The following is a 23559-nucleotide window of genomic DNA, read 5'->3' as shown; positions in this document are numbered from 1 at the left end:
GGGCCCGCTGAGCACCCCTACCGCCCCCAGGCAGTACGCCTTCAACCCCGACGGACAGCACGAAGGGCGCCTCCGGCCGAGCCGGAGACGCCCTCGCGGTGCCCAAGTCAGCGCTTCGCGGCCTTCTTGGCCGGAGCCTTCTTGGCGGTGGTCTTCTTCGCCGCCGTTGCGCGGGTGGAAGTGCTCTTGGCTGCCGTCGTCTTCTTCGCCGCCGTCGTCTTCTTGGCCGTACTGGCCTTCTTGACGGTGGTCGCCTTCTTCGCCGGAGCCGTCTTCTTGCTCGCCGCGGCCTTGGTGGCGGTCGCCTTCGCCGGCGCCGCCTTCTTGGTCGTGGTCTTCTTGGCGACGGTCGACTTCGCCGTCGTGGCCGTGGCGGTCTTCTTCGCCGCGACCGTGTTCTTCGGGGCCTTGCCGCTGGCCACCATCTCCTTGAATCCGGCGCCCGGCCTGAAGGCCGGAACCGATGTCTTCTTCACCTTCACCGACTCGCCGGTGCGAGGGTTGCGGGCTGTTCGAGCACCGCGCACGCGCTTTTCGAACACCCCGAACCCGGTGATGGCCACCCGATCCCCCTTGGTGACCGCCGCCTGGACCTCCGCGAGGACCGCGTCGAGCGCCGACGTCGCCGCCTTCCGGTCACCCAGACGCGCGGCAAGAGCCTCGATGAGCTCGGCCTTGTTCACGACTTCCCTCCCAATGTGCAACTGGACTCAACGCGAGCCATTCTGCGCGCACGGTATGCCCTGTGCCACCAGGACACAAACATCTGCTCGAAAAAACCCATTGTGTCGCAACGGATTCGCCCCCGCCGGGCGAACCGACGGGGGCGAAAACGACTGTGTGGTCGAGCGTTCGGCCTATGCCACCACGGGCCGGAAGGGTGAGCGGCGCCCCTCGTACGCGGTGATGTCCGCCTCATGCCGGAGGGTCAGTCCAATGTCGTCCAAGCCCTCCATGAGCCGCCAACGGCTGAAGTCGTCGAGGGGGAAGGACCAGGTGTCGTCACCGGCCCGGACCTCCCGGGCGGTCAGATCAACATCGATCCGCACGGTCGGGTCGGACTCCACCAACTCCCACAATGCCTCGACGGCCTTCAATTCCAGCTCGACCGGCAGGAGACCTTCCTTGAGCGAGTTCCCCCGGAAGATGTCACCGAAGCGGGGAGCGATCACGGCCCGGAACCCCCAGTCACGGAGAGCCCAGACCGCGTGCTCGCGGGACGACCCCGTGCCGAACTCCGGGCCCGCCACCAGAATCGACGCGCCGGAATATGAGGAATCGTTGAGAACGAATGCCGGATCCTCCCGCCAGGCGCTGAAGAGACCGTCGGCGAAGCCCGTCCGGGTCACCCGCTTGAGGTACACGGCGGGGATGATCTGATCGGTATCCACGTTGGACCGGCGCAGCGGAACCGCCGTACCGGTGTGCACGGTGAACTTGTCCATGTCAGGTCGGCCCCTTCAGAGGTCGGCGGGAGCGGCCAGTCGGCCGACGACGGCGGTGGCCGCGGCGACCGGGGGCGAGACCAGATGGGTACGGCCACCCCGGCCCTGCCGGCCCTCGAAGTTGCGGTTGGAGGTCGAGGCCGAGCGCTGGCCCGGCTTGAGGGTGTCCGGGTTCATGCCGAGGCACATCGAGCAGCCGGCGAACCGCCACTCCGCACCCGCAGCGGTGAAGACCTGGTCCAGGCCCTCGTGCTCGGCCGCCTCGCGGACGGCGGCGGAACCCGGCACGACCAGCATCCGTACCCCGTCGGCCACCTTGTGCCCGCGCAGGACCTCGGCGGCGGCCCGCAGGTCCTCCAGCCGTCCGTTGGTGCACGAGCCGACGAAGACCACGTCCACCGGCACGTCTCGCATCCGGGTGCCGGGCTTGAGGTCCATGTACTCCAGGGCCCGCCGCGCGGCCGTCTGCTCGGCGTCGGTGACGAACTCCTCGGGATCCGGTACGGCCGCACTCAGCGCGGTGCCCTGTCCGGGGTTGGTGCCCCAGGTGACGAACGGGCTGATCCGGCTGGCGTCGAGCACCACCTCGCTGTCGAACGTCGCGCCCGGGTCGGTGGGCAGCGTCCGCCAGTACTCCAGCGCCGCGTCCCAGTCCGCGCCCTGCGGGGCGTTCGGACGGCCCTTGAGGTACGCGAAGGTGGTCTCGTCCGGCGCGATCATGCCGGCCTTGGCGCCCCACTCGATGGACATGTTGGCGATGGTCATCCGGCCCTCCATGGAGAGCCGGCTGATCGCCTCGCCCCGGTACTCCACGATGTGGCCGCGACCGCCGCCGGTGCCCACCTGGGCGATCAGCGCCAGGACCAGGTCCTTGGCGGTGACTCCGGGGGCCAGTTCGCCGGTCACCGTGACCGCCATCGTCTTCGGGCGGCCCTGCGGCAGGGTCTGGGTCGCGAGGACGTGTTCGACCTCACTGGTCCCGATCCCGAACGCTAGGGCGCCGAACGCGCCGTGGGTGGCGGTGTGTGAGTCACCGCAGACGATGGTCAGGCCGGGCTGGGTCAGTCCGAGTTGTGGCCCGATCACGTGCACGATGCCCTGGTTCTCGTCGCCGAGCGGGTGCAGCCGGAGACCGAACTCCGCGCAGTTGCGGCGCAGCGTCTCGATCTGGGTCCGGGAGGTCGGGTCGGCGATGGTGAGCAGGTCACCTCGCCGGGACCGGAACGCCGGATCGTCGTACCCGGTCGGGGTGTTGTGGTCCTCGGTCGCGAGCGTGAGATCCGGGCGACGGACCGGTCGACCGGCCAATCTCAGCCCGTCGAACGCCTGCGGACTGGTCACCTCATGCAACAGGTGCAGGTCGATATAGAGCAGATCCGGCTCACCGTCAGCGGATCGCACCACGTGAGCATCCCAGACCTTCTCGGCCAAGGTCCTGGGCGAGGACGGCTCTGGAGTGACTCCCACCATCTGGACATCCTAAATTCTGGGAGGTAGGTTTCGGCTTGTGGGACACAGTATGAGCGGTGTCGGCGTTCTCGACAAGGCGGTGGTCATCCTCGCGGCCTGCGTCGATGGCGCCAGCCTGGCCGAACTCGTCGATCGCACCAAGCTGCCCCGGGCCACCGCGCACCGCCTGGCGCAGGCCCTGGAGATCCATCGGATGCTGGTCCGGGACACCCAGGGGCGCTGGCGCCCGGGACCCCGGCTCGGCGAGCTGGCCAACGCCGCTCCCGACGTCCTGCTGACGGCGGCCGAGCCACTGCTGTCGGCACTCCGGGACGCGACCGGTGAGAGCGCACAACTCTATCTGCGCCGGGCCGACGAGCGCATCTGTGTGGCCGCCGCCGAACGCGCCAGCGGACTGCGCGACACCGTTCCGGTCGGTTCGGTCCTGCCGATGACCGCCGGCTCGGCAGCCCAGATCCTGCTCGCCTGGGAACCACCGGAGGCGGTCATGCCGCTGCTCCCCCGATGCAAGTTCACCGGCCGCACTCTGGCCGAGGTACGCCGTCGCGGCTGGGCCCAGAGCGTCGCGGAACGCGAGCCCGGAGTGGCCAGCGTCTCGGCCCCGATCCGCGACCGCACCGGCCGGGTGATCGCCGCGATCAGCATCTCCGGCCCGATCGAGCGACTCGGCCGCCGCCCCGGCGACCGGCACGCGATGGCCGTGGTCCGGGCCGGCCAACGCCTCAGCGGCCTGTAGGCGGTGCAAGGAAGGGCCCCTTCTTATCGCTTTCTGTAGAAGAAGGGCCCCTTCCTAACCATCCTCGCGACGGACGGCTGCCGAGGATGCGGGGTAAATAGCTCATTTCGCCGGCTGGACGGGCGTCGGGTGTGCGATGCTCGACCCATAAGCGGTGCGACAGCCCGCGAACGTGCAGCAGACAGCCCGCGAAGGCGTACGCCGCAAGCGGTGCCACCCGAGCGGTGCGGCGCGAGCCGTCTGCGGCTGTGGTCCGCCGCGAAGCCGGGGCGCCGGTACGACCCGCAGCCCTGGTGCAACGGAAACGGCCCGCGCCACCAGAGGTGACACGGGCCGTCAGATGTAGCCCCGACGGGATTCGAACCCGCGCTACCGCCTTGAGAGGGCGGCGTCCTAGGCCGCTAGACGACGGGGCCAGAACTTCCGTTGTTGACCTTGCGATCAACGCTGCCGAACTCTACCAGAGACCAGCTACCGGCGCCCTTTCGGACATCGGTGGCTGGGGTACCAGGACTCGAACCTAGACTAACTGAACCAGAATCAGTTGGGCTGCCAATTACCCCATACCCCATCGGTACTCGTCGCACCGAGAGCGAACATTACCGGACCCGGTGGTGGAGGCCAAATCGGGTCGGTACCGGACGCTGGCCCCGCCGGTACGCCCTAGTCCAGGGCCACCACCGGATTCGACAGATCGCCGATCCCGCCGACGCGCACCGTGACGATATCCCCGTCGACGATCGGACTAACCCCCGCCGGAGTGCCGGTCAGCACCACGTCACCGGGGAGCAGCGTCATCACGTGTGAGATGTAGGACACCAGGGTCGGCACGTCGAACACCATGTCCCTGGTCCGGCCGAGCTGACGTACCTCCATCTCCTCGGCACCCCGACCCACCTCGCAGCGGACCTCGACGTCGCTGACGTCGATTCCGGTCGAGATCCACGGGCCGATCGGACAGAACGAGTCGAAGCCCTTGGCCCGGGTCCACTGACCGTCCGACCGCTGGAGATCGCGGGCGGTCACGTCGTTGGCGCAGGTGTAGCCGAAGATCGCCTGCGCGGCGGTGGCGCGGTCGGCCCGGCGTACGCCCGGCGGCCCGATCACCACGGCCAGCTCGGCCTCGTGCTCGATCTGCTTCGACTGGGTCGGCAGCCGGATCGCGTCCCGAGGCCCGATCACCGAGGTGGACGGCTTGAGGAAGAGCAGCGGCTCGGTGGGCACGTCGTTGCCGAGTTCAGCCGCGTGCTCGACGTAGTTACGCCCGACACACACCACCTTGCTCGGCAGGATCGGCGAGAGCAGGCGGACGTCCGCGAGCGCCCATCGGGCCGTGGTGAAGCGGATCTCGCCGAACGGATGGCCCTCGATCTCGGCCACCGTCAGACCCTCTGGGCCGGCCTCGGGATCACCCTCGACCACGCCGAACGACATTCCCTTTGCATGAGCGAAACGAGCGATACGCACCCGGCCAATCTATCCCCACCAGCGGTCAGGGCCGAGGTCGCACCGGGCGGCGCACGATACCGCAGCCTCCGGTTCCCGGGCAGCGGTTCGATCCTTCGCCGCCGACCGGCGCCGGAGCCGGCCTAGCGTCGGACTGGGAGGACTTCTCGTGATGCCTGCATCGACCCGACTACGTACGGCAGGGGCGGTGATCGGGGGTTGCCTGTTGGCCGCCGCCGCGCCCGGCGTACCCGCCCAGGCCGCCGCTCCGCTGATCACGGTCGTGATGACCAGCTCCGGAAGCGCGACGCCACGCTACGAAATCCAGGTGCGCAACGGCACCGACGGCATGGCCAGGACGACCGTCCGGCAGGATCTGCCACCCGGTACCACCGCGGCGATGATCAGCCAGGGTGGGCAGGTGGTTCCCGCCGGTGGGCAGCCCGGTCAGACCGGCCCGGAGGTGGTCTGGCAGGTGCAGTTGGCCCCCCGTACCACCGCGCGGCTGACCAGCACCCTCACGCCGCCGTCCGCCGGAACGAAGGTCACCGCACCGGCCTGCGCGTACGTCGCGAACGGCAGCATGCCGTACGACTGCGCGACCGCGACCTGGGACCCGGCGAAGGCCGGCGGGGGTGGCGCCGGTACCGACAATTCGGTACGGGCCGAGCCGGCCGCCTCCCCGCCGTGGTGGCGCAGCACCCTGATGCTGGGCACGGCGATCGTGGTGGTGGTCCTGCTCGCCGGGGCTGCCGGTCTGATCTGGTCCCGCCGGCTACGGCGTCGACGGGCGGCCGGCGGTGTGAACGCCACCGGCCGCAACGGCGACGGGTTCCCAACTGACGCAGCGGCCCCGGCTGGCCCAGCGGCCCCGACTGACCCAGCGGCCCCGGCTGGCCCAGCGGCCCCGAGTGGCGCTGCGGGTCGGGGTGGCGCCGCCGAGGAACGGGCCGCGAAGAAGGCCGAGAAGAAGCGCGCCAAGAAACGCGCGGCCCAGCGGCGTGCTGCCGAGGAACGGGCCGCCGCCGCCCAGGGCCGGGTGATCCGTAGGTCCGGCAATCCCATCGCCAGGGCCACCGCCCGGGTACGCGGAAATGCCAAGATCCCCGCGCCGCCCGGCGTCCGCCTGGCGACGGGCCATGCCGAGAACGGCGTCCTGGCCGGACCCGGCACCCCGGGCACGGGCGCCGACCGGGATACGAATGCCGACCGGAGTACGAATGCCGACCGGGGTACAAAGCCCGAACTCGACGCGGATGCCGCGCTGCCGGCCGACGGGGGGCTGTTCGAGGACCGGGAGTTCGCGGAGGAGCGGGACCGGCTCGCCGACGACCGACTCCGACCCGTCGACGACCTGGTCGACGAGGACGCCGAACTGGTCGACGACGGTCTGATCGGGGCCGACCGCCTCCACCGGCCCGGTGAGCCGGCCGAGGAGGACGGACCGGTGGGCATCGCCGGCGGCGCCCGCTATGTCGGCCAGGCGGCGGTACCGCCCCGCACCCCGGTGCCGGTGGATGCCGGGCGGGCCGACGAGGACGAGCTGGAGGAAGCACCGGAGCAGTACCCCGAGCAGGTGTCCCCGGCGGTCGGTCGGGCCCGACCCAGCCCGCATCCGGCCACGGCGTACCGGCCGCGACGGCGGGCGAAGCCACCGGCCTGGCTCGCCGTGGGGGTCGCGCTGGTGCTGGCCGTGGCGTTCGCCACGATCACCGCGTGGATCGGATCGAGCCAGGTGAGCGCGATCAGCACCGGTCGACAGCCGTCGAGCGGGGCGTGGGTCGGCAAGACCGTGGCCGGGCCGGTCGGCACGAGCCTGCGGGAGAGCGCCTTCGAGTTCACCGTGTACCGGTTGCTCTGCCCGCCGGCACCGGGCGGGTGCCAGGCGATCGTCGGGGTACGCAACCTGACCGACCGGAGTCAGCAGTGGCACGGCACGCTGCAACGGGCGTACCTGCCCACGGGCGACTGGGTCGGCGCGGACGTACCTGCCACCCAGACGGCCAACGCCGGCAAGGACCCGTTCGCCGACCCCGTACCGGCCGGTGAACGCATGCTCCTGCCGCTGGTGTTCGCCCCGGCCGGCCCGGCCGCACCGACCCGGATCGAGCTGCGCAGTGCGGTCTTCTCGGCCGGGGTCAGCGTCGACGTACCGCGCTGACCGGGGCGGGACCCTGCCCCGCCGGGCGTGCGCCGAGGCTGGTCGTACCCTGGATCGGTGACCGCCACCCGTACCCGGGCCGCCGCGCCCGACCCGGCCGGCCGGCGTGCCCGGCGGGCGACGGACGATCGGGGTGACCGGCCGTGACCAGCCTGCCCGCGACGATCTGGCGTGACCTTGCCCGGGCCCACGAGGAGCGCGCCGACTCGCTCACCTCGGGACACCGTGCCCGTAAGGCATCGGGCGAACGCCACGCGATCGACGACTTCCTCTACGACTACTACGGCACCAGGCCGGCGCAGTTGCGACGTTGGCACCCCGGCGTGGGCGTCGCCCTGGAACCCGATCCGGCCGGCGCCGCGCCGCACCAGCAGTGGCGTTGGTACGCCGCCGACGCCGACGGGGTCGTCCGGCTCGACGTGCCGGCCTATCTGTTGGACAGATCCGAGTCGGTGCACCACATCCACCGGCTGTTGACCGCGATCGCCTCCCGGCCGGCCTTCACCGGCTGCCTCGGGTTGCACGAGTGGGCGATGGTGTACCGGCAGCCCCAGCACCGGCACCCCCTTCCGCTGCGCCTCGGGCAGGAGGGCACCGACGCCGTCGTCGAGTCGTCCCAGATCCGCTGTACGCACTTTGACGCGTTCCGGTTCTTCACCCCGGAGGCGGTCGGGCTCAACCGTCTTCAACCCACCCGGGCGACCCAGGTGGATCTCGACCAGCCGGGCTGCCTGCACGCGTCGATGGACTGCCACAAGTGGGCGATCAAGCTCGGTCCGGCGGTCCCCGGAGACCTGGCGCTCGACTGCTTCGACCTCGCCCGCGACATCCGACTGCTCGACATGCAGGCCTCCCCGTACGACCTCTCCTCGTACGGGGAGCCGGCGGTGGCCATCGAGACCCCGGAGGGCAGGGCCGAGTACGTCGCCCGGCAACGCGGGTTCTCGCAGCGCGCCGGTCGACTGCGCGCCCGGCTGATCGCTGTCTGCGCGGCCCTGCTCGATATCTCCACGAGATCTGCACCGTCCCCGCCGGCCGTCCCGTCGGATGTCGTGGAATCGTCGATCGGGTGAATCCAAGATCCATCCTGGCCGTGGCGAGCGCCACGCCGAGCGGCCGCATCCGATCCAGCCACATCCGGTCCGGCAGCATCGGGTCCGGCCGCACGATCCGCCGGTTCGGCCCGCTGCTCTGCGGGATCGCCCTGCTCGCCGCCTGCACCGGTCCCGCACCGGTGCCGCCCCCGCCCACGCCGTCGCCGAGCAGCACCGCCGCCGACTGTCCGGAGTCGGGGGTCGCGATCACCGTGGGCGAGGTGGACAGCGCCATGGGCCTGCGGGCGCTGGGCATCCAGCTCACCAACTGCGGCGCCCGGGACTACACCGCGAACGGCTTTCCTGTGGTCCGGGTGTTGGACGGGAACCGACGGCCGCTCGACATCACGGTCGGCAACGGCTCGTCCCCGGTCAGCGCGCCGGACAGCTACGACGCTCCGCCCCAGCCGGTGACGCTGCGCCCGGGCGGCCAGGCGACGGCGCGGGTCCTGTGGCGCAACACGGTGACGGAGTCGACGGTGCCCGCCACCGAGGGCGAGTACCTGGAGATCGCCCCGGCCGTGGGGGAACCGACGCAGATCGTCGCGCCCCGGGGCGGAATCGACCTCGGCACCACCGGCCGGCTGGCCGTGAACGCCTGGGCGATCCGCCCCTGAACCCCGAAGTCGCGGCCGGTTACCGGCTACTGTCCGCCGCCAGCAGATCGTCGAGCCCGATCCGGTGGAGGAACTCCACCCGGATCCGGTCGGCGACCGTCGATACGACCTCGCTGCCGTCCCGGGACGGATCGACGTGCACCCGGAACGGCCGGGCGCCGGCCGGCAGGTCCACCACCCGCACGATGGCCTCGGCCACTGCGCCCGGGTCCGCGTCCGGCGGGACCAGGGCGGCCAGCCGCCCACCGACCTCGGCCATCAGCTGGCCGTACCGGTCCGCGTAGTCGGCCACCCGGGACTCGTCGTCGGGTGAGCCCGCGTTGGCGAAGTGGTTGGTGCCGGACGTGAACGCGCCGGGGACCACGATCGAGGTGTCGATGCCGAACCGGATCAGCTCCGCCGCGTAGCTGACGGCGAGGGCGTCCATCGCGGCCTTGGCGGCGAAGTACGGGGCGAGGAACGGCGGGGTGCCGCCCCGGGTGCTCGAACTGCCCACCCAGAGCAGGAGTCCGCTGCGCTGGCTCCGCAACTGCGGCAGCGCCGCCCGGTTGACCCGTTGGGTGCCGAGCACGTTGGTGTCGTACACCGAGGCGAACTGTTCCGGGGTGAACGCCTCGGCCGGACCGGTGACCATGTGCCCCGCGTTGTGTACGACCACGTCCAGCCGACCCTGTTCCCGGATCACCCGGCCGATCGCCGCGTCGGCCGACTCCTGCGAGCTGACGTCCAGTTCCACGGCACGTAGGTCGACGCCGTGTCCGGTGGCGTACCGGTCGAGTTCGGCGACCGCTGCCGCGTTCCGGCCGGTGGTCTGCCGCATTCCCGCGTAGACGGTGTGGCCGGCGTCGGCGAGCGCCCGTGCGCCCAGTGCCCCGAACCCGCTCGAGGCGCCCGTGATGACGATGATCTTGCCCATTGTGGTTCTCCCTGGGACGTCTGAGGTTGGTTGGCTCCGCCGTGGGCGGTCAGATGATTCCGCCGTTGGCGCGCAGCACCTGGCCGTTGACCCAGTGACCGGCCGGGCCGGCGAGGAAGGCGACCACCTCCGCGATGTCGCCCGGCACGCCCAGCCGCTCCAGCGGCGGCTGCGCCGCGAGCTGTGCGACCCGCTCCTCGTCGTTGGCCTGGATGAACAGGTCGGTGGCGGTCGGCCCCGGTGCGACCACGTTCACCGTGACGTCGCGGCCCCGCAGCTCCCGGGCCAGTACCAGCGTCATCGCCTCCACCGCACCCTTGGTGGCCGCGTAGGCGCTGTAGCGGGGGAAGGCGAGCCCGACGACCGAGGAGGAGAGGTTGACGATCGCGCCGCCGGGCCGCAGTCGCCGTACCGCCTGCTGGTTGACGACGAAGGTGCCCCGGATGTTGGTCCGGTAGAGGGCGTCCAGCACGTCGAGGTCGAGGTCGGCGAGCAGCGAGAGTGGCATCCGGCCGGCCGCGTTCACGACCACGTCGACCCCGCCGTACGTCTGCTCGGCGGTGTCGAAGAGAGCGCTGATCGCCTTCTCGTCGGCGACGTCGGCGCGTACCGCGATCGCCTGGCCGCCGGCGGCCTCGACCTCCCGGACGGCCGCCTCGGCCTCGCTGGTGTTGCTGGCGTAGTTGATGACCACGGCGTAGCCGTCGGCGGCCAGTCGGGTGGCGACCCCACGGCCGATGCCGCGCGAGCCTCCGGTCACGACGGCGGTCCGGACGGTCGGGATCTCGGTCGGGGTGGCGTCGATGGACATGGTGTTCTCCTTCGGGGGGTGCGGGTAGGTGTCATCGCCGGACGTCGCCGGGTCGCGACGGCCGTGTGGGTGGTTAGGAAGGGGCCCTTCTTCTACAGAAAGCGATAGGAAGGGGCCCTTCCTTATCTTCGGTCGGCGAGCCGGGTCAGCCACTCCAGCAGCAGCGCGGTCTCGGCGCCGGAGAGCGGGCTCTCCGGTTGTGCCCGCAGCAGGGCGCCGAGGCTGGCCGCGAGGACGGCCACCTCGCCGACCGGCGGGGCGGTACCGGCCGGCTCGTCCGGGGTGGTGACGGCGGTGACGATCGCCTCCCGGACCCGGGCGGCGACCTCGTCGGCGTCGGAGTAGATGGCGGGACGGGTGATGAGCAGCAGTGCGACCCCCGCGTTGGCGGGCATCACCATCTGGGCGGCCAGCGTCGGGCTGACCCGCAGTCGGCCCGCCGACGCGCAGCGTTCGAGGACCGCCAGCAGCAGTGCGTGCGCCTCCGCCGCCGCGTCGGGCGGGGTGGAGAGCCCCGGCGAGTACATCAGCCGGTAGAAGTTCGGGTTCTCCAGCGCGAACGAGATGTGGTTGTCCCAGCCGTCCCGAAGGTCCCGTACCGGGTCGGTCGAGGGCTTCGCGGCGCGCTTGCCCGCCAGGTACTGCTCGAAGCCGAAGTCGACCACGGCCGAGAGCAGGCCCTCCTTGTCGCCGAACTGCCGGTAGAGAACCGGGGCGCCGACACCGGCGGCCTCGCAGACCGCCCGGGTCGAGACGTCGGCCTCGGGCGATCGGGCGAGCAGGTCGGCCGCCGCGTGCAGTATCCGTGTTCTCGTATCCACGTTAGCGACGATAACACTCCTTCCGAAGCGCCGCTACCTTGGGGATGTAAGCGTCGTTACGCCACCCGCGAGGCTCGGTAAGACTGGGCGAGACTGCGCGAGTCGAGCGGTTGACGGAGTGAGTACTCACTCCGTAGGCTGGATGGCATGACGACACCAGCGACCCGGCGACGTGCGCCGGGCATGACTCCGGAACAACGACGAGAGATGGTGCTGCAGGCGGCGCTACCGTTGGTAGCCGAGTTCGGCAGCGCGGTGACGACGCAACAGATCGCCCGAGCGGCAGGGATCGGGGAGGCGACCATCTTCCGGGTCTTCGCCGACAAGGAGGAACTGCTGGCCGCCTGCATCGCCCGGGCCCTGGATCCGACAACGGTGTTGCAGGAACTACGGTCCATCTCCGTGGAGCAGCCGTTGGCGGACAGGTTGGTGGAGGCCGCCGAGGCGCTCTCCGGGTATCTGAACCGGATGGGAACCGTGCTCGGCGCGCTGCACGCCTCGGGCTATCAGTCGCACCGGCCGCCATCCGGAGAGCAGACCGCTGCCGACGGCACACGGAACCGGTCGACCGACCGGGACAGCTCAACCGGCCGGTCGATCGGCCGGGACAGGTCGCAGGCCGAGACCCGGGAGGCGATCGCCGAGCTGTTCGAGCCGGAGAGGGCCACGCTGCGGCTGCCGCCCGACCGGCTGGCGGAGATCTTCCTGAACTTCCTCTTCGGACGGGGCAGGCCGCCGGCACAGGGGCAGCCGCAGGTCGTCGTCGAGGAACTGGTCGACCTGTTCCTGCACGGCGCCCTCAACGGAGCCGAGAAGTCGCGATCATGACCAGCTCGGATCGTTGACTACGCTGGTCAAGTGGATCTCGTGAAGGCGCAGGAGCTGTGGCAACCCGAGCCGGGCTGGCTGAACACGGCCAGCTACGGTCTGCCGCCCGAACCCGCCTGGACGGCGTTGCAGTCGGCGCTGGCCGACTGGCAGGTCGGGCGTACCTCCTGGGAGGGGTGGGACGAGTCGACCGTACGGTCCCGGGCCGCCTTCGCCGGCCTGGTCGGCGTACCCGTCGCGGACGTCACCGTCGGCGCGACCGTGTCCCAACTGCTCGCCCCGATCGGTGCGGCGTTGCCGTCCGGCAGCACCGTGGTCGTACCCGAGGTCGAGTTCACCTCCAACCTGTTCCCCTGGCAGGTGCACGCCGAACGCGGGGTACGGGTCCGCACGGTGCCGCTCGACCGGCTCGCCGACGAGATCGACGCCGACACCGACCTGGTGGCGTTCAGCCTGGTGCAGTCCGCCGACGGCACCATCGCCCGGTACGACGACGTACTCGCCGCCGCCGAGGCGCACGACGTACTGGTGGTGGTCGACGCGACCCAGGGCTGCGGCTGGCTTCCGTTCGACGCGAGCCGGGCGGACGTGGTGGCGGTGGGCGCGTACAAGTGGTTGATGGCCCCACGCGGCGCGGCGTTCGGCTATCTCAGCCCCCGGATCCGGGACCGGATCACCCCGTTGGCCGCGAACTGGTACGCGGGCGAGGACCCGCACGCGTCGTACTACGGTCCCCCGCTGCGGCTGGCCGGCGACGCCCGCCGGTTCGACCTCTCCCCGGCCTGGTTCTGCTTCGTCGGGGCGGCTCCGGCACTGGAACTGCTCGCCGAGATCGGCCTACCGGCAATCCGGGAGCACAACGTCGGACTCGCCAACCGGTTCCTGACCGGCCTCGGCCGGCCGCCCTCGAACAGCGCGATCGTCACGGTCGACGTACCCGGGGCGGCGGAGAAGCTGGCGTCCGCCGGAGTCCGGGCGGCGGTCCGGGCCGGCCGGGTCCGCGCCTCGTTCCACCTCTACTCCACCGAGTACGACGTCGACCTGGCCCTCGCCGCCCTGCTGGACTGAGCACTGCCGCGGGGTAGGTACGCCCTTCCCACCCGCCGGGCGTCACCTGCGGATCGGGTCCTGCGGACCACCGGTCAGTCCCCGTCGCCCCGGCGCAACTGTTTGATCTGGCCGCGTCGCTTCTTCTCGGCCAGCCGCCGTTCCTTCGCTCCCCGACTCGGCTTCGTCGCGCGTCGGATCGGGGGCGGAGCCGCCACCGCGTCCCGCAACAGCGCCGCCAGCCGGGCCCGGGCCGCCTCCCGGTTGGCCAGTTGCGCCCGGTGCTCGCTGGCGGTGACCGTGAGCACGCCGTCGACGAGCCGGCCGGTGAGCCGTTCCAAGGCGCGTTCCCGGAGGCGCTCCGGCAGGGTCGGCGACGTGCCGACGTCGAAGGAGAGTTCCACCCGCGAGTCGGTGGTGTTCACGCCCTGCCCGCCCGGCCCGGACGAACGGGAGAACCGCTCCCGCAGCTCACCGCCGGGAATCACCAGTCGGTCGGTCACGCGCAGGTCGTCGGCCATCTGCTGAGGTTAGTTCCCATCCGTACGAGGCCACCGGCCGCCACCGGCACAAGGAGCGGATGCCACCGGCACGAGGATCGAAGGCCACCGGGTCGGGTACGGACGGCTCAGCCGCCCTTGCCGATGATGGTGTCGGCGACCTGCTGCACCTGTTCGATCGGAATGGCGAAGCCGATCCCGATCGACCCGCTGCCGTCGATGGTGGCGATCGCGGTGTTCACCCCGACCACCTCGCCCCGGGCGTTGACCAGCGGGCCACCGGAGTTGCCCGGGTTGATCGAGGCGTCGGTCTGCACCGCACTGTGCCGGTTGTCGCCCAACCGGACCTCGCGGTCCAGCGCGCTGACGATTCCGGCGGTGACCGTGCCGGCCAGCCCCAGCGGGGAGCCGACCGCGAGCACCGGCTCACCGACCCGGGTCGCGCCGGGCTTCGCCAGCGGAAGCGCGGTCAGTCCGGCCGACGGCGGCACCCGGAGCACCGCGATGTCGCTGCTGGAGTCCCGGCCGACGATCCGGGCCGGGAACTGCCGCCCGTCCGAGGTCTCGACCATCACCGCGCCGCCGGACTCCCCACCACCGCCCCGGGCCACGATGTGGTCGTTGGTGACGACGTGGTGCATGTCGTCGAGGGCGAATCCGGAGCCGCCCGCCGACTTGCCGCCCCCGGCCACCATCACCGAGACGACTCCCGGCACGACCTGCGCGGCCGCGGCCACCAGGTCGGCCGGAACGGCGGCCTGGGCCGCCTTCCCCCGCCCCACCGACGACTCCTGGCTGGCCACGTAACCGCCGGCCAGCCCGCCGGAGCCGATCGAGAGGGCGACCACGGCGAGCGCGGCGAGCAGCGCCCGGCGCCGCCGCGCCGCCCTGGTCGGCGTGAACGGCCCATCGGGTACGGCCGGAGCACCGCGCCCGTCCGGTTCGAGATCCGGTGAGATGAACCATGGGCCGCGGGGTTCACCGAGCCCGGTCTGCGTTGCCATAGCTCACTCCTCGTCAGTCCACTCCTCGTCGGATCAGGGCAGAAGGTCCGATCGGGACACCCGGCGTCGGGTCAGGGCAGTCGGGAGAACCACGCCATCGAGCCGCCGGCCGCCGCCAGGGCCAGCAGCAGCCCGATCCCGATGAACCGGGCAGACGTCCTGCTTCTCGGTGCGGTAGCCCACCGAGGTCCCGATGTCCTCGTACACGGCGCGCAGTTCGGCGCTGGTCCCCGCCTCGTGGTACCCGCCCTTGGTCTGTTCCGCGACCGCCCGCAGGGTCTGGCCGTCGACCGGTACCCGGATCGGCCGCCCGCCCCGGGCGACGTAGCCGGACGCGGTGCCGAACGAGATGGTGTGCACCGGCACGCCCACCTGCACCGCCTCGTCGGCCGCCGCGAGCGGATCCCGCCCGGAGGTGTTCGCGCCGTCGGAGAGCAGCACGATCCGGGCCGGTGGCGGGTTCTTCGCGGCCTGCATGTCGAAGGTCTTGATCGCCTCCAGCGAGGTGCCGATCGCCTCGCCGATGGCGGTGCCCTGGACTCCGGTACTGCCCTCGGCGAGCCGCTTGATCCCGGTGTGCAGTACCGAGCGGTCGGTGCCCGGCGGCACCAGCACCGCCGCGCTGCCGGCGAAGGCCACCAACCCGACGTTGAACTCGTCGGGCAGCGAGTCGGCGAACTTGTGCGCCGCCGACTTCGCCGCCGCCAGCCGGTCCGGCTCCACGTCGGTGGCCAGCATCGAGGTCGAGACGTCCACCGCCACCATCACGGTGGCCCGCTCCCGGGGCACCCGGACCTCGGCCTCCGGCCGGGCGAAGCCGACGACCAGCAGCCCCAGCATGCCGAGGAACAGCCCGGCCGGAACGTGCCGGCGCCAGGACGGCCGGTCCGGCGCGACCCGGTCCAGCAGCCGCAGGTTCGTGAACCGTACGGCGTACCGGCTGCGGCGCCGTTGCAGCACGAGGTACCAGATGGCGAGGCCCACCACGCCCAGCAGCAGCAACAGCCGCTCCGGAGACTGCCAGGTCATGCCGTGCCTCCCCGTACCGCCGTCCGGGGCGCCCGGGTCGTCCCCGCGAGTCGCCGTTGGGTGTGTACGTGCCGTACGACGTCAGCGGTCCAGTCCCGGTCGGTACGCAGCGACAGGTGCGCGGCACCGCTGCGGCGCAGCGCCTGGCGTACCAGTTCACGCTGTTCGGCGGCGGCCACCGCGTACCGTTCCCGAAGCCCCCGGTCCCCGGTGGACACCTCCCGGCGACGCCCGGTCTCCGGGTCGACCAGAGTGACCAGGCCGATGTCCGGCAGTTCCAGTTCGCGCGGGTCGACCACCTCCACGGCGAGCACCTGGTGCCGGACGGCGAGTCGACGGATCGCGCGTTCCCACTCCGGCGTGCCGTCCTCGTCGTCCGGCAGGCCGTCGAGGAAGTCCGAGACGATCACCGCCATTCCCCGCTTCGGGGTGGCCCGGTGCAGCGCCGTCACCGCCTCGGCCAGCGTGGGCGGGTTGCCGCCGATGTCGCCCCGGGGGGCGGCGAGCAGGGCACCGAGCAGCCCGAGCAGGTGGGCCCGGCCGCTTCGGGCGGGATAGCGGCGGATCCCGCCGGCGTCCAGCAGGTGCGCGCCGAGCCGGTTGCCCACCCCGCCGGAGAGGAAGCCGACCGCCGCGACCGCCGCCACCGCCAGCTCGCGCTTCTCCAGCTCGGCGGTGCCGAAGTCCATGCTCGGGGTCGAGTCGACCAGCAGCCAGGTGGAGAGTTCCCGGTCGGCGTCGACCTCCCGGACGTGCGGCAGCGTGGTACGCGCGGTGACCGCCCAGTCCATCCGGCGTACCTCGTCCTCGCCGGCCCGGTACTCGCGGGCGCCGGTGTACTCGCTGCCGGGGCCCGGCAGCAGGCCGAGGTACTGGCCGTGCAGCAGTCCGTCGAGCCGCCGGGTGACCAGCAGCTCCAACCGGCGCAGCCGGCGCTCGGGCGCGAGCTGTCGCAGGGTGGGGTCGCCCCGGTCCGGCTGACCGTCGACGCGACTCACGCGACTCACACGACCGCCAGGCCCGGCCGGTCCTGCTCGCGGCTGGGTGCGATCCGGGGCGGCGGTACGGCCTCGACCAGGCGGTGCACCACCGACTCGGCCGGCACCCCGTCGGCGATCGCGTCGAAGGAGAGCACCAGCCGGTGCGCGATCACCTCGGATGCCAGTTCCCGTACGTCGTCGGGAAGCACGTAGTCCCGCCCGCGCAGCAGGGCCTGCGCCCGGGCGGCGGCGACCAGGCCGAGGGTGGCCCGGGGACTCGCCCCGTACGCGAGCAGCGGCGCCACCTCCGGTACCCCGAACCGGGCGGGATCCCGGGTCGCCAGGATCAGCCGGACGACGTACTCGGCGAGGGCGTGGTGGACGAAGACCCGCGACGCCCGGTCCTGGAGTGCCCGCAGTCGCTGCGCGTCGAGGACCGCGCGGGCGGTGGGGCGCTCCGCGCTCATCCGGTACAGGATGGCCAGTTCGTCCACATCGGTCGGGTAGTCGACCAGCACCTTCATCAGGAACCGGTCGCGCTGCGCCTCCGGAAGCTGGTAGACGCCCTCGGACTCGATCGGATTCTGGGTGGCCAGCACCAGGAACGGCTCCGGCACCGGATAGCTGCGCCCGCCGATCGAGACCTGCCGCTCGGCCATCGCCTCCAGCAGCGCGGACTGCACCTTGGCCGGCGCCCGGTTTATCTCGTCGGCGAGGACAAGGTTCGCCATCACCGGTCCCAGCTCGACGTCGAAGTTCTCCGTCGACGCCCGGTAGATCCGGGTGCCGATGATGTCCGACGGCACCAGGTCCGGAGTGAACTGGATCCGGGAGAAGCTGCCGCCGACGGCGGTCGCCATGGTCTGCGCGGCGAGTGTCTTGGCCACTCCGGGTACGCCTTCGAGCAGGCAGTGGCCGTCGGCCAGGAGCGCCGTGAAGAGGCGTTCGACGAGCTTGTCCTGCCCGACGATGACGCGTTTGACCTCGAAGAGCGCCTGCTCCAGCTCTGGTCCGGCCGAATCGGTCTCGACCGGCCTGGGGCGGGTGGTCACGGTGTCTGACATGTCCGTCACGGTGCGGGCTTCCCGCCCTGACCAGCCACAAACCTCGACGGTCACCCGTGCGTCATCACAAGTTCGGTAACTCCCGTCTCTCGGGGTGCCCGGAATCCCTGTCGTACCAATAAAATCGACAGCACGCAAAACCGTCACGGGGCACCGGGGCGGGACGAAACCCCGGAGGCATCGTGGTGCTGCGACGCTGGTTGACGGTACTGCTGGCCACCGCCTCGGTCGTCGCGTTCGGGGCCCCGGCGGTCGCCGCCCCCGATCCGGTGCCCGCCCCGAACTACGCCGGTTTCCGGCTCGTCAAGGCGATCCCCGGTGACCTCGGTACCCCGGAGATCACCCTGCCCGCCGGCTACGAACTCGTTCCCGGTGCCCAGCACCAGGTCGCCAGCCGGGCCGAGTACTACTCCTTCATCCGGGGCCCGCGCAGCGAGGCGGTGACGGTCACCGTCGACTGGCCCGGCACCTGGATCGGCTCGGTGATCGCCACCGACACCCGGCTGGCGGTACGGCGGCACGCCGGTGCGCCGTACCGGGTGAGCTTCGTCGTTCCGGTCACCTGGTCGACGGTGAACGCGAACCAGGCGACCGTCCAGGTCTGGAGCATGCTCAACAACTCCACGGCGAGCGGCGTGCACTGGCGGATCGAGCACAACGATCCGGATCGGGTGGCCGGGCCGTGGACCAGCGTGCCGTGGCCGGCGAAGCAGGCCGCATCCGTGATCAACTACATGATCGCGACCGAGGCGGTGCTCCAGGACTCGGGGCTGGCCGCCGAGGCACGCCGCAAGGCCCACTTCTTCTCCCTGATGGGCTTCGAGACGAACAACGTGCTGCATCCGGACAACCCGCCACACTGGCACCTGGCCTACTACCCCGGCCTCACCTACGGCGCCGCCGGAGCGCACGTGCCGCACTTCTGGGTCGACGCACAGGGCAAGACCTTCTACAACGGCATGGACATCCAGGGCCAGGGCCGGAGCCGCTTCTACGCCGGGGATCCGGCGCAGATCCACGATCCGGCCGGCGCCCTGGTCGTCACCCTCACCATCCGGGCGGACGGCGGACTGGACATCGACCCGCCGGGTGGCCCGGGTTACTCGATCAACGCACCGGACGGCGACTTCTCGCACGGGGTGGACGTCTCCCGGGACGGTGTGCCGTGGCGCTCGGTCGTCAGCCAGGACCACGTCAAGATCGGCGTCCTGGTCACCCAGGTGAAGGACCACCAGACGAAACAGCCACACCGCACGACCGTCTACCAGTACGACGCGCTGACCGGGGTGCTCGGCAGCACCTGGCCGTCGGCCGGCTGACCCCGGTCGGGTGGTCGGCGGGGGCGGGCGCCGAGCCCGCACACGTTCTGCACAGGCTCTCCACACCGGACGGTTAGCGTGCCGGTATGAGCATTGATCTCGACCCGGATCCCGCGTCCGCACCACCGGTCGTCGCCGGACGCCGACGACGGGCTCCGCTCACCGTGCTCTGCTGGCTGCTCGTCGCGCCGGGACTCGGCTGGGCGGCGGTCCGGCTCGGCGGGCTGGAACGGGGTCCGCTGGTGCAGTTGCTCGCCTTCACCCCGTACCTGGCGGCGTGGACGGTGGTCCCGCTCGGGCTGGCCCTGGCCGTCCGGCGGTGGTGGGCGGCCGGCGCCGCCGCGCTGGCCGCGATCGTCCTGGTCTGCCTGGTCGCGCCCCGGGCGCTGGCCGACGAGCCGCCGGTCGCCGGGGGCCCGACCCTGCGGGTGCTGACCGCCAACCTGCTCGCCGGGGCCGCCGAGCCCGACGCCGTGGTCGCACTGGTCCGGACCCACCGGGTCGACCTGCTCGCGGTGCAGGAGTTCACCCCGGACGCGGAGGCGGCGCTGGACCGGCTCGGCCTGGCCGGCCTGTTGCCGTACCGGCAGGCCAATGCGGAGTCGGGTACGACCGGTTCGGCGCTGTACTCCCGGCTGCCGCTGCGGGACACCGGAACCCGGCGCAACGGCGGTGGCTTCTCCCAGGCGTACGGGACGGTGCGGCCGGACGCCGGACCGGCGGTACTCGTCGAGTCCGTGCACCCGATGGCGCCGGCCACGCTCTCCAGCCTGTCGGCCTGGCACGACGACCTGCGGACGCAGCCGTCCGCCACCCCGGCGGGGCCGCTGCGGATCCTGGCCGGGGACTTCAACGCCACGCTCGACCATGCGGAACTCCGCCGGCTGCTGGACACCGGCTACGCCGACTCCGCCGCCTCGGTCGGGGCCGGGCTGACCGGCACCTGGGGGCCGTACGACGGGGACCCGATTCCCCCGGTGGTCATCGACCACGTCCTGGTGGACCGCCGGATCGCGGTACGACGGGTGGCGGTCTTCCCGTTGCCGGGCTCGGACCACCGTCCGGTACTGGCCGAGGTGGCCCTGCCCGCGCAGTCGCCCTGAACCAGACGCCCTGAACCGGGAACGCTTTGCTGTGCCGGTGCCGGCCGGCGCTGGTGCCGGCGGTGGGACGGCGCTGGCCTCCGCGTCCGTTCGGGGGGACGCGGAGGCCAGCGGTCTGACCCGGTCAGGGCAGGAAGACACCCAGGTGGAAGCTCCGGTTGGCCGGGCTACCGGACTGGTTCCAGGTCTGCACGAAGACACCCTGCGCCAGGTTGGTCCGGCCGACCGCCGAGATGAAGCCGGTCGGTGAGGTGCCGACGCTGCCGGTCAACCCGATCGTCCCCGCGAACGCGCCGGATTGCACCGGCACGTTGAACACCACCTGGTACAGGCCGAGGCCCAGCAGGGTCACCGAGACCGCCTGGCTGCCCCGGACCAGGCCGCCACCGGCGCTGACGACCGCGAACAACTGCGCGCTCGACGCCTGGATGCCGGAGCCGCCCTTGACCAGCGCGGCCTTCGCCAGGTCGATGTCGGCCTGGGTGACCAGCGGCTGCTGGACCACCCGGCCGTTGATCCGGACGGCGCCGGGGTCGTCGCGCTGTTCCGGGGCTGCGACGGCGATGCCGCCACCGACGAGGGTCAGCGCGAGCGCCCCGACGACGAGCAGGATCGACTTACGCCCAAAGATTCTGGCCATGACGTCATCTCTTTCTTTTCTACCCAGGATGGTGATGGTCTTACCGACGATGGAGATGGTCCTAGCTCTGCCTTACTGCTCCGGAATACGCCCCCTGCGCGATCCGACCCGCGATCGGCGATGGGATTGCCCGGCAATTTACGAGTAGGGCGCACCCAGCAACGAGGAATCGGTGAGCGAGGGCTGTCTGCATCATTGCCACAGGATTCTGTGGCGTGGAGAGCGCCCGGCCGGCGCCGGCCGAACCCCGCCTCAACGGCGGATACTACCTAGAGTGGCCACTCAACAACCATGAGCGAACATAGCATTCAGCAAACGTGCAGGTCAATAGCGGTATCAACCGATCGGGCTCCGACCCATTCACCGACAACCAGTCACCTCGACACCGAGCCGGGCTCGCACAGGAAATGCGTACGGCGTTCGGGTCTCACATTTTCCAGGCACTATCGAGCGCAGCCGCCAACCGGTACCGGCCCGTCAATTCCGAATGCCTCTCGGACGGGTACGGAATTCGAGCCGCCGAACGCGGACGGCCCCGCCCACGGCTCATCGCCGTGAACGGGGCCGTCCCCCAGAAACCGTCCTGGTACGCGAAGTGCGTCAGACCTCGGCGGGCGTACGCGCCACGCCGTAGGTCAGCGCGTCGACGAGGGCGTGCCAGCTCGCCTCGACCACGTTCGGGTGTACGCCCACCGTGGTCCAGTCCCGGCCAGCACTGTCGGTCGTCTCCACCAGCACCCGGGTGATCGCGCCGGTGCCGTGGCTGCCCTCCAGGATCCGTACCTTGTAGTCGGCCAGCTCGAATCCGCGCAGCTCGGGATAGTGCCGGAGCAGCCCCACCCGCAGCGCCTCGTCGAGGGCGTTGATCGGACCGTTCCCCTCGGCGGTGGCGATCACCCGCTCACCCCGTACCCGGAGTTTGACAGTCGCCTCCGAGACCACCGCGCCGTCCTCCCGGTGCTCGACCAGCACCCGGTACGACTCCAGCGCGAACGGCCGGGCAGCACCCATCCCGGGCAGCTCGCTGCGGACCAGCAGTTCGAAGGAGGCGTCGGCCGCCTCGAACGACCAGCCGCCCGCCTCCAGTTCCTTCACCCGCTTGGTGACCCGGGTGGCGGCGTCGGGATGGCCGGCCAGATCCAGTCCGAGCTCACGGCTCTTCAGCTCGATGCTGGCCCGGCCGGCCATCTCCGTCACCAGGATCCGCATGTCGTTGCCCACAACCGCCGGGTCGACGTGGTTGTAGAGCAGCGGATCCACCTTGATCGCACTCGCGTGCAGCCCCGCCTTGTGAGCGAAGGCAGCGGCCCCGACGTAGGCCTGGTGGGTGTCGGGGGCGATATTGGCGATCTCCGCGATGGCGTGCGAGACGCGCACCATCTGCGTCAGGCACCCGTCCGGTAGGACCGGTAGCCCGAGCTTGAGTTGCAGGTTCGCGACGACCGCGAACAGGTCGGCGTTGCCGGGCCGTTCGCCGTAGCCGTTGGCGGTGCCCTGAAAGTGCCGTACCCCGGCCTCGACGGCGGCGATGGTGTTCGCCACCGCGCAGCCGGTGTCGTTCTGGGTGTGGATGCCGAGCCGGTCCGGCGAGACGCCGAGCCGCTCGGTCAGCGCGGAGATCGCGGCGGTCACCTGGGACGGCAGCATCCCGCCGTTGGTGTCGCACATCACCACGCGTTCGGCGCCGGCCGCGAGCGCGGTCTCGACCACGGCCGAGGTGTACGCCGAGTCGTACCGGAAACCGTCGAAAAAGTGTTCGCAGTCCAGGAAGACCCGGCGGCCCTCGGCGACGAGATGGGTGACGCTGTCCCGGACCATCGCCAGGTTCTCGTCCCCGGTGGTCCGCAGCGCCCGCTCGACGTGCCGGATGTCGGACTTCGCGACCAGGCACACCGCCGGGGTCTCCGCGTCGAGCAGCGCCCGGAGCTGCGGGTCGGCGGCCACGTCGAGGCCGGCCTTGCGGGTCGAGCCGAAGGCGACCAGGACGGCGTGCTTGAGGTCGAGTTCGGTACGGGCCCGGCGGAAGAACTCGGTGTCCTTCGGCATCGCCCCTGGCCAGCCGCCCTCGATGAATCCGACACCGAACTCGTCGAGCAGCCGGGCCACGGCCAGCTTGTCGACAACCGAGTAGCTGATCCCCTCGCGCTGTGCCCCGTCGCGCAGGGTCGTGTCGAACACCTGGTACGTCATCTGGTCTCCTTCGGCAGTGGCGCAGCCCCTGCTCCGATGCCTTCCGGCCCGCACAACAAAATGACCCCCCGCGAATGCGGGAGGTCTGCGCGCTCGGCGGGAGGTTGCCGGCGCGCTAGTTGCCAATAATGAGTGCGGAGCAGGTCACGGAAAGTACTCTGCCACGCGCCCCCCGGTTCTGGGAGGGAAAATCCACATCGCGGGAAGCGCCCGGTGGCGAGCCGGGTGCCCACCTCCGGCCGGTGGGAACGCCAGCGGTGACGGGCGGGCGGCACACCCGGGCCCGCGAGACCGGTTGGTGTATTGATCGAGCTCCCTGGGTAGGAGTGTCCGGGACA

General features: G+C 71.3%; 21 protein-coding genes, 2 tRNA genes and 1 pseudogene. 8 read left to right on the top strand and 16 right to left on the bottom strand.

Translation table 11 applies throughout. The features are described from left to right. Positions 1-107: 107 nt before the first annotated feature. From H4W31_RS16980 to leuC, 3 genes are all read right to left on the bottom strand, one after another. Complete coding sequence (locus H4W31_RS16980; protein WP_192767548.1) at positions 108-683, bottom strand: HU family DNA-binding protein; 576 nt, start codon at positions 681-683, stop codon at positions 108-110. A 174-nt stretch (positions 684-857) separates the two neighbouring features. Then, positions 858-1445, bottom strand: coding sequence for a 3-isopropylmalate dehydratase small subunit (leuD, locus tag H4W31_RS16975; protein WP_192767547.1), 588 nt, complete (start codon positions 1443-1445; stop codon positions 858-860). Between the two features lie 15 nt (positions 1446-1460). Next, positions 1461-2915, bottom strand: a complete 1455-nt coding sequence (leuC, locus tag H4W31_RS16970) for a 3-isopropylmalate dehydratase large subunit (RefSeq protein ID WP_192767546.1) — start codon at positions 2913-2915, stop codon at positions 1461-1463. Between the two features lie 49 nt (positions 2916-2964). Between leuC and H4W31_RS16965 the strand changes: the two genes are divergently transcribed. Further along, positions 2965-3651 (top strand): IclR family transcriptional regulator, encoded by a 687-nt coding sequence (locus H4W31_RS16965; RefSeq protein ID WP_192767545.1) that lies wholly within the window; start codon positions 2965-2967, stop codon positions 3649-3651. Positions 3652-3994: 343 nt separating this feature from the next. Here the strand turns inward: H4W31_RS16965 and H4W31_RS16960 are convergent. The 3 genes from H4W31_RS16960 to H4W31_RS16950 form a co-directional block, all read right to left on the bottom strand. Further along, a tRNA-Glu gene (locus H4W31_RS16960) sits at positions 3995-4067 on the bottom strand. A gap of 80 nt (positions 4068-4147) precedes the next feature. Next, positions 4148-4222, bottom strand: a tRNA-Gln gene (locus H4W31_RS16955). 92 nt (positions 4223-4314) lie between these two features. Further along, positions 4315-5118, bottom strand: a complete 804-nt coding sequence (locus tag H4W31_RS16950; protein ID WP_192767544.1) for a fumarylacetoacetate hydrolase family protein — start codon at positions 5116-5118, stop codon at positions 4315-4317. A gap of 151 nt (positions 5119-5269) precedes the next feature. Between H4W31_RS16950 and H4W31_RS16945 the strand changes: the two genes are divergently transcribed. From H4W31_RS16945 to H4W31_RS16935, 3 genes are all read left to right on the top strand, one after another. Then, on the top strand, positions 5270-7258 hold the full coding sequence (locus H4W31_RS16945; protein WP_192767543.1) for a hypothetical protein: 1989 nt from the start codon (positions 5270-5272) through the stop codon (positions 7256-7258). Between the two features lie 143 nt (positions 7259-7401). Continuing rightward, positions 7402-8331, top strand: a complete 930-nt coding sequence (locus tag H4W31_RS16940) for a 3-methyladenine DNA glycosylase (protein WP_192767542.1) — start codon at positions 7402-7404, stop codon at positions 8329-8331. Continuing rightward, on the top strand, positions 8328-8969 hold the full coding sequence (locus H4W31_RS16935) for a DUF4232 domain-containing protein (protein ID WP_192767541.1): 642 nt from the start codon (positions 8328-8330) through the stop codon (positions 8967-8969). Before H4W31_RS16940 ends, H4W31_RS16935 begins: the two co-directional genes overlap by 4 nt. A 19-nt stretch (positions 8970-8988) precedes the next feature. Here H4W31_RS16935 and H4W31_RS16930 read toward each other — a convergent pair whose 3' ends face one another. The 3 genes from H4W31_RS16930 to H4W31_RS16920 form a co-directional block, all read right to left on the bottom strand. Next, complete coding sequence (locus H4W31_RS16930) at positions 8989-9885, bottom strand: SDR family oxidoreductase (RefSeq protein WP_192767540.1); 897 nt, start codon at positions 9883-9885, stop codon at positions 8989-8991. Positions 9886-9934: 49 nt separating this feature from the next. After that, complete coding sequence (locus H4W31_RS16925; RefSeq protein WP_192767539.1) at positions 9935-10696, bottom strand: SDR family oxidoreductase; 762 nt, start codon at positions 10694-10696, stop codon at positions 9935-9937. A gap of 122 nt (positions 10697-10818) precedes the next feature. Then, entirely contained in the window at positions 10819-11517 is a 699-nt protein-coding gene (locus tag H4W31_RS16920) for a TetR/AcrR family transcriptional regulator (protein WP_192767538.1), read from the bottom strand. A 147-nt stretch (positions 11518-11664) separates the two neighbouring features. Here H4W31_RS16920 and H4W31_RS16915 point away from each other — a divergent pair, with 147 nt between their 5' ends. Beyond that, positions 11665-12345, top strand: a complete 681-nt coding sequence (locus tag H4W31_RS16915; RefSeq protein ID WP_192767537.1) for a TetR/AcrR family transcriptional regulator — start codon at positions 11665-11667, stop codon at positions 12343-12345. A 30-nt stretch (positions 12346-12375) separates the two neighbouring features. Further along, the gene (locus H4W31_RS16910) at positions 12376-13413 is read left to right on the top strand and encodes an aminotransferase class V-fold PLP-dependent enzyme (protein ID WP_192767536.1); all 1038 of its coding nucleotides are present in this window, start codon (positions 12376-12378) and stop codon (positions 13411-13413) included. A 74-nt stretch (positions 13414-13487) separates the two neighbouring features. On the opposite strand, the gene arfB is transcribed toward H4W31_RS16910, so the two are convergent. The 5 genes and pseudogenes from arfB to H4W31_RS16885 all read right to left on the bottom strand — a co-directional run bounded on the left by arfB (position 13488) and on the right by H4W31_RS16885 (position 17978). Next, positions 13488-13913 carry an alternative ribosome rescue aminoacyl-tRNA hydrolase ArfB gene (arfB, locus tag H4W31_RS16905; protein ID WP_192767535.1) on the bottom strand — a complete coding sequence of 142 codons (426 nt, stop codon included), beginning with the start codon at positions 13911-13913 and terminating at the stop codon, positions 13488-13490. 107 nt (positions 13914-14020) lie between these two features. Then, positions 14021-14896 carry a S1C family serine protease gene (locus tag H4W31_RS16900; protein WP_192767534.1) on the bottom strand — a complete coding sequence of 292 codons (876 nt, stop codon included), beginning with the start codon at positions 14894-14896 and terminating at the stop codon, positions 14021-14023. 71 nt (positions 14897-14967) lie between these two features. After that, positions 14968-15925 (bottom strand): annotated as a pseudogene (locus tag H4W31_RS16895) (VWA domain-containing protein). Next, positions 15922-16923, bottom strand: a complete 1002-nt coding sequence (locus H4W31_RS16890; protein WP_192767533.1) for a DUF58 domain-containing protein — start codon at positions 16921-16923, stop codon at positions 15922-15924. The pseudogene H4W31_RS16895 and the gene H4W31_RS16890 overlap by 4 nt, the downstream one beginning before the upstream one ends. A 5-nt stretch (positions 16924-16928) precedes the next feature. Beyond that, positions 16929-17978: an AAA family ATPase gene (locus H4W31_RS16885; protein WP_192767532.1), complete on the bottom strand. Its 1050-nt coding sequence runs from the start codon at positions 17976-17978 to the stop codon at positions 16929-16931. 173 nt (positions 17979-18151) lie between these two features. On the opposite strand from H4W31_RS16885, the gene H4W31_RS16880 reads away from it, so the two are divergent. Together H4W31_RS16880 and H4W31_RS16875 are read left to right on the top strand one after the other, a co-directional pair. Continuing rightward, entirely contained in the window at positions 18152-19288 is a 1137-nt protein-coding gene (locus H4W31_RS16880; RefSeq protein ID WP_192767531.1) for a hypothetical protein, read from the top strand. A gap of 86 nt (positions 19289-19374) precedes the next feature. Next, on the top strand, positions 19375-20391 hold the full coding sequence (locus H4W31_RS16875) for an endonuclease/exonuclease/phosphatase family protein (RefSeq protein ID WP_192767530.1): 1017 nt from the start codon (positions 19375-19377) through the stop codon (positions 20389-20391). Positions 20392-20515: 124 nt separating this feature from the next. Here H4W31_RS16875 and H4W31_RS16870 read toward each other — a convergent pair whose 3' ends face one another. Together H4W31_RS16870 and cimA are read right to left on the bottom strand one after the other, a co-directional pair. Next, positions 20516-21031: a hypothetical protein gene (locus H4W31_RS16870; protein WP_192767529.1), complete on the bottom strand. Its 516-nt coding sequence runs from the start codon at positions 21029-21031 to the stop codon at positions 20516-20518. 600 nt (positions 21032-21631) lie between these two features. After that, positions 21632-23221, bottom strand: coding sequence for a citramalate synthase (cimA, locus tag H4W31_RS16865; protein ID WP_192767528.1), 1590 nt, complete (start codon positions 23219-23221; stop codon positions 21632-21634). Between the last annotated feature and the right edge of the window lie 338 nt (positions 23222-23559).

This window comes from Plantactinospora soyae (genome assembly GCF_014874095.1).
Classification (GTDB): Bacteria; Actinomycetota; Actinomycetes; order Mycobacteriales; family Micromonosporaceae; genus Plantactinospora; species Plantactinospora soyae.
This window is presented reverse-complemented; position numbering and strand designations above follow the sequence as displayed.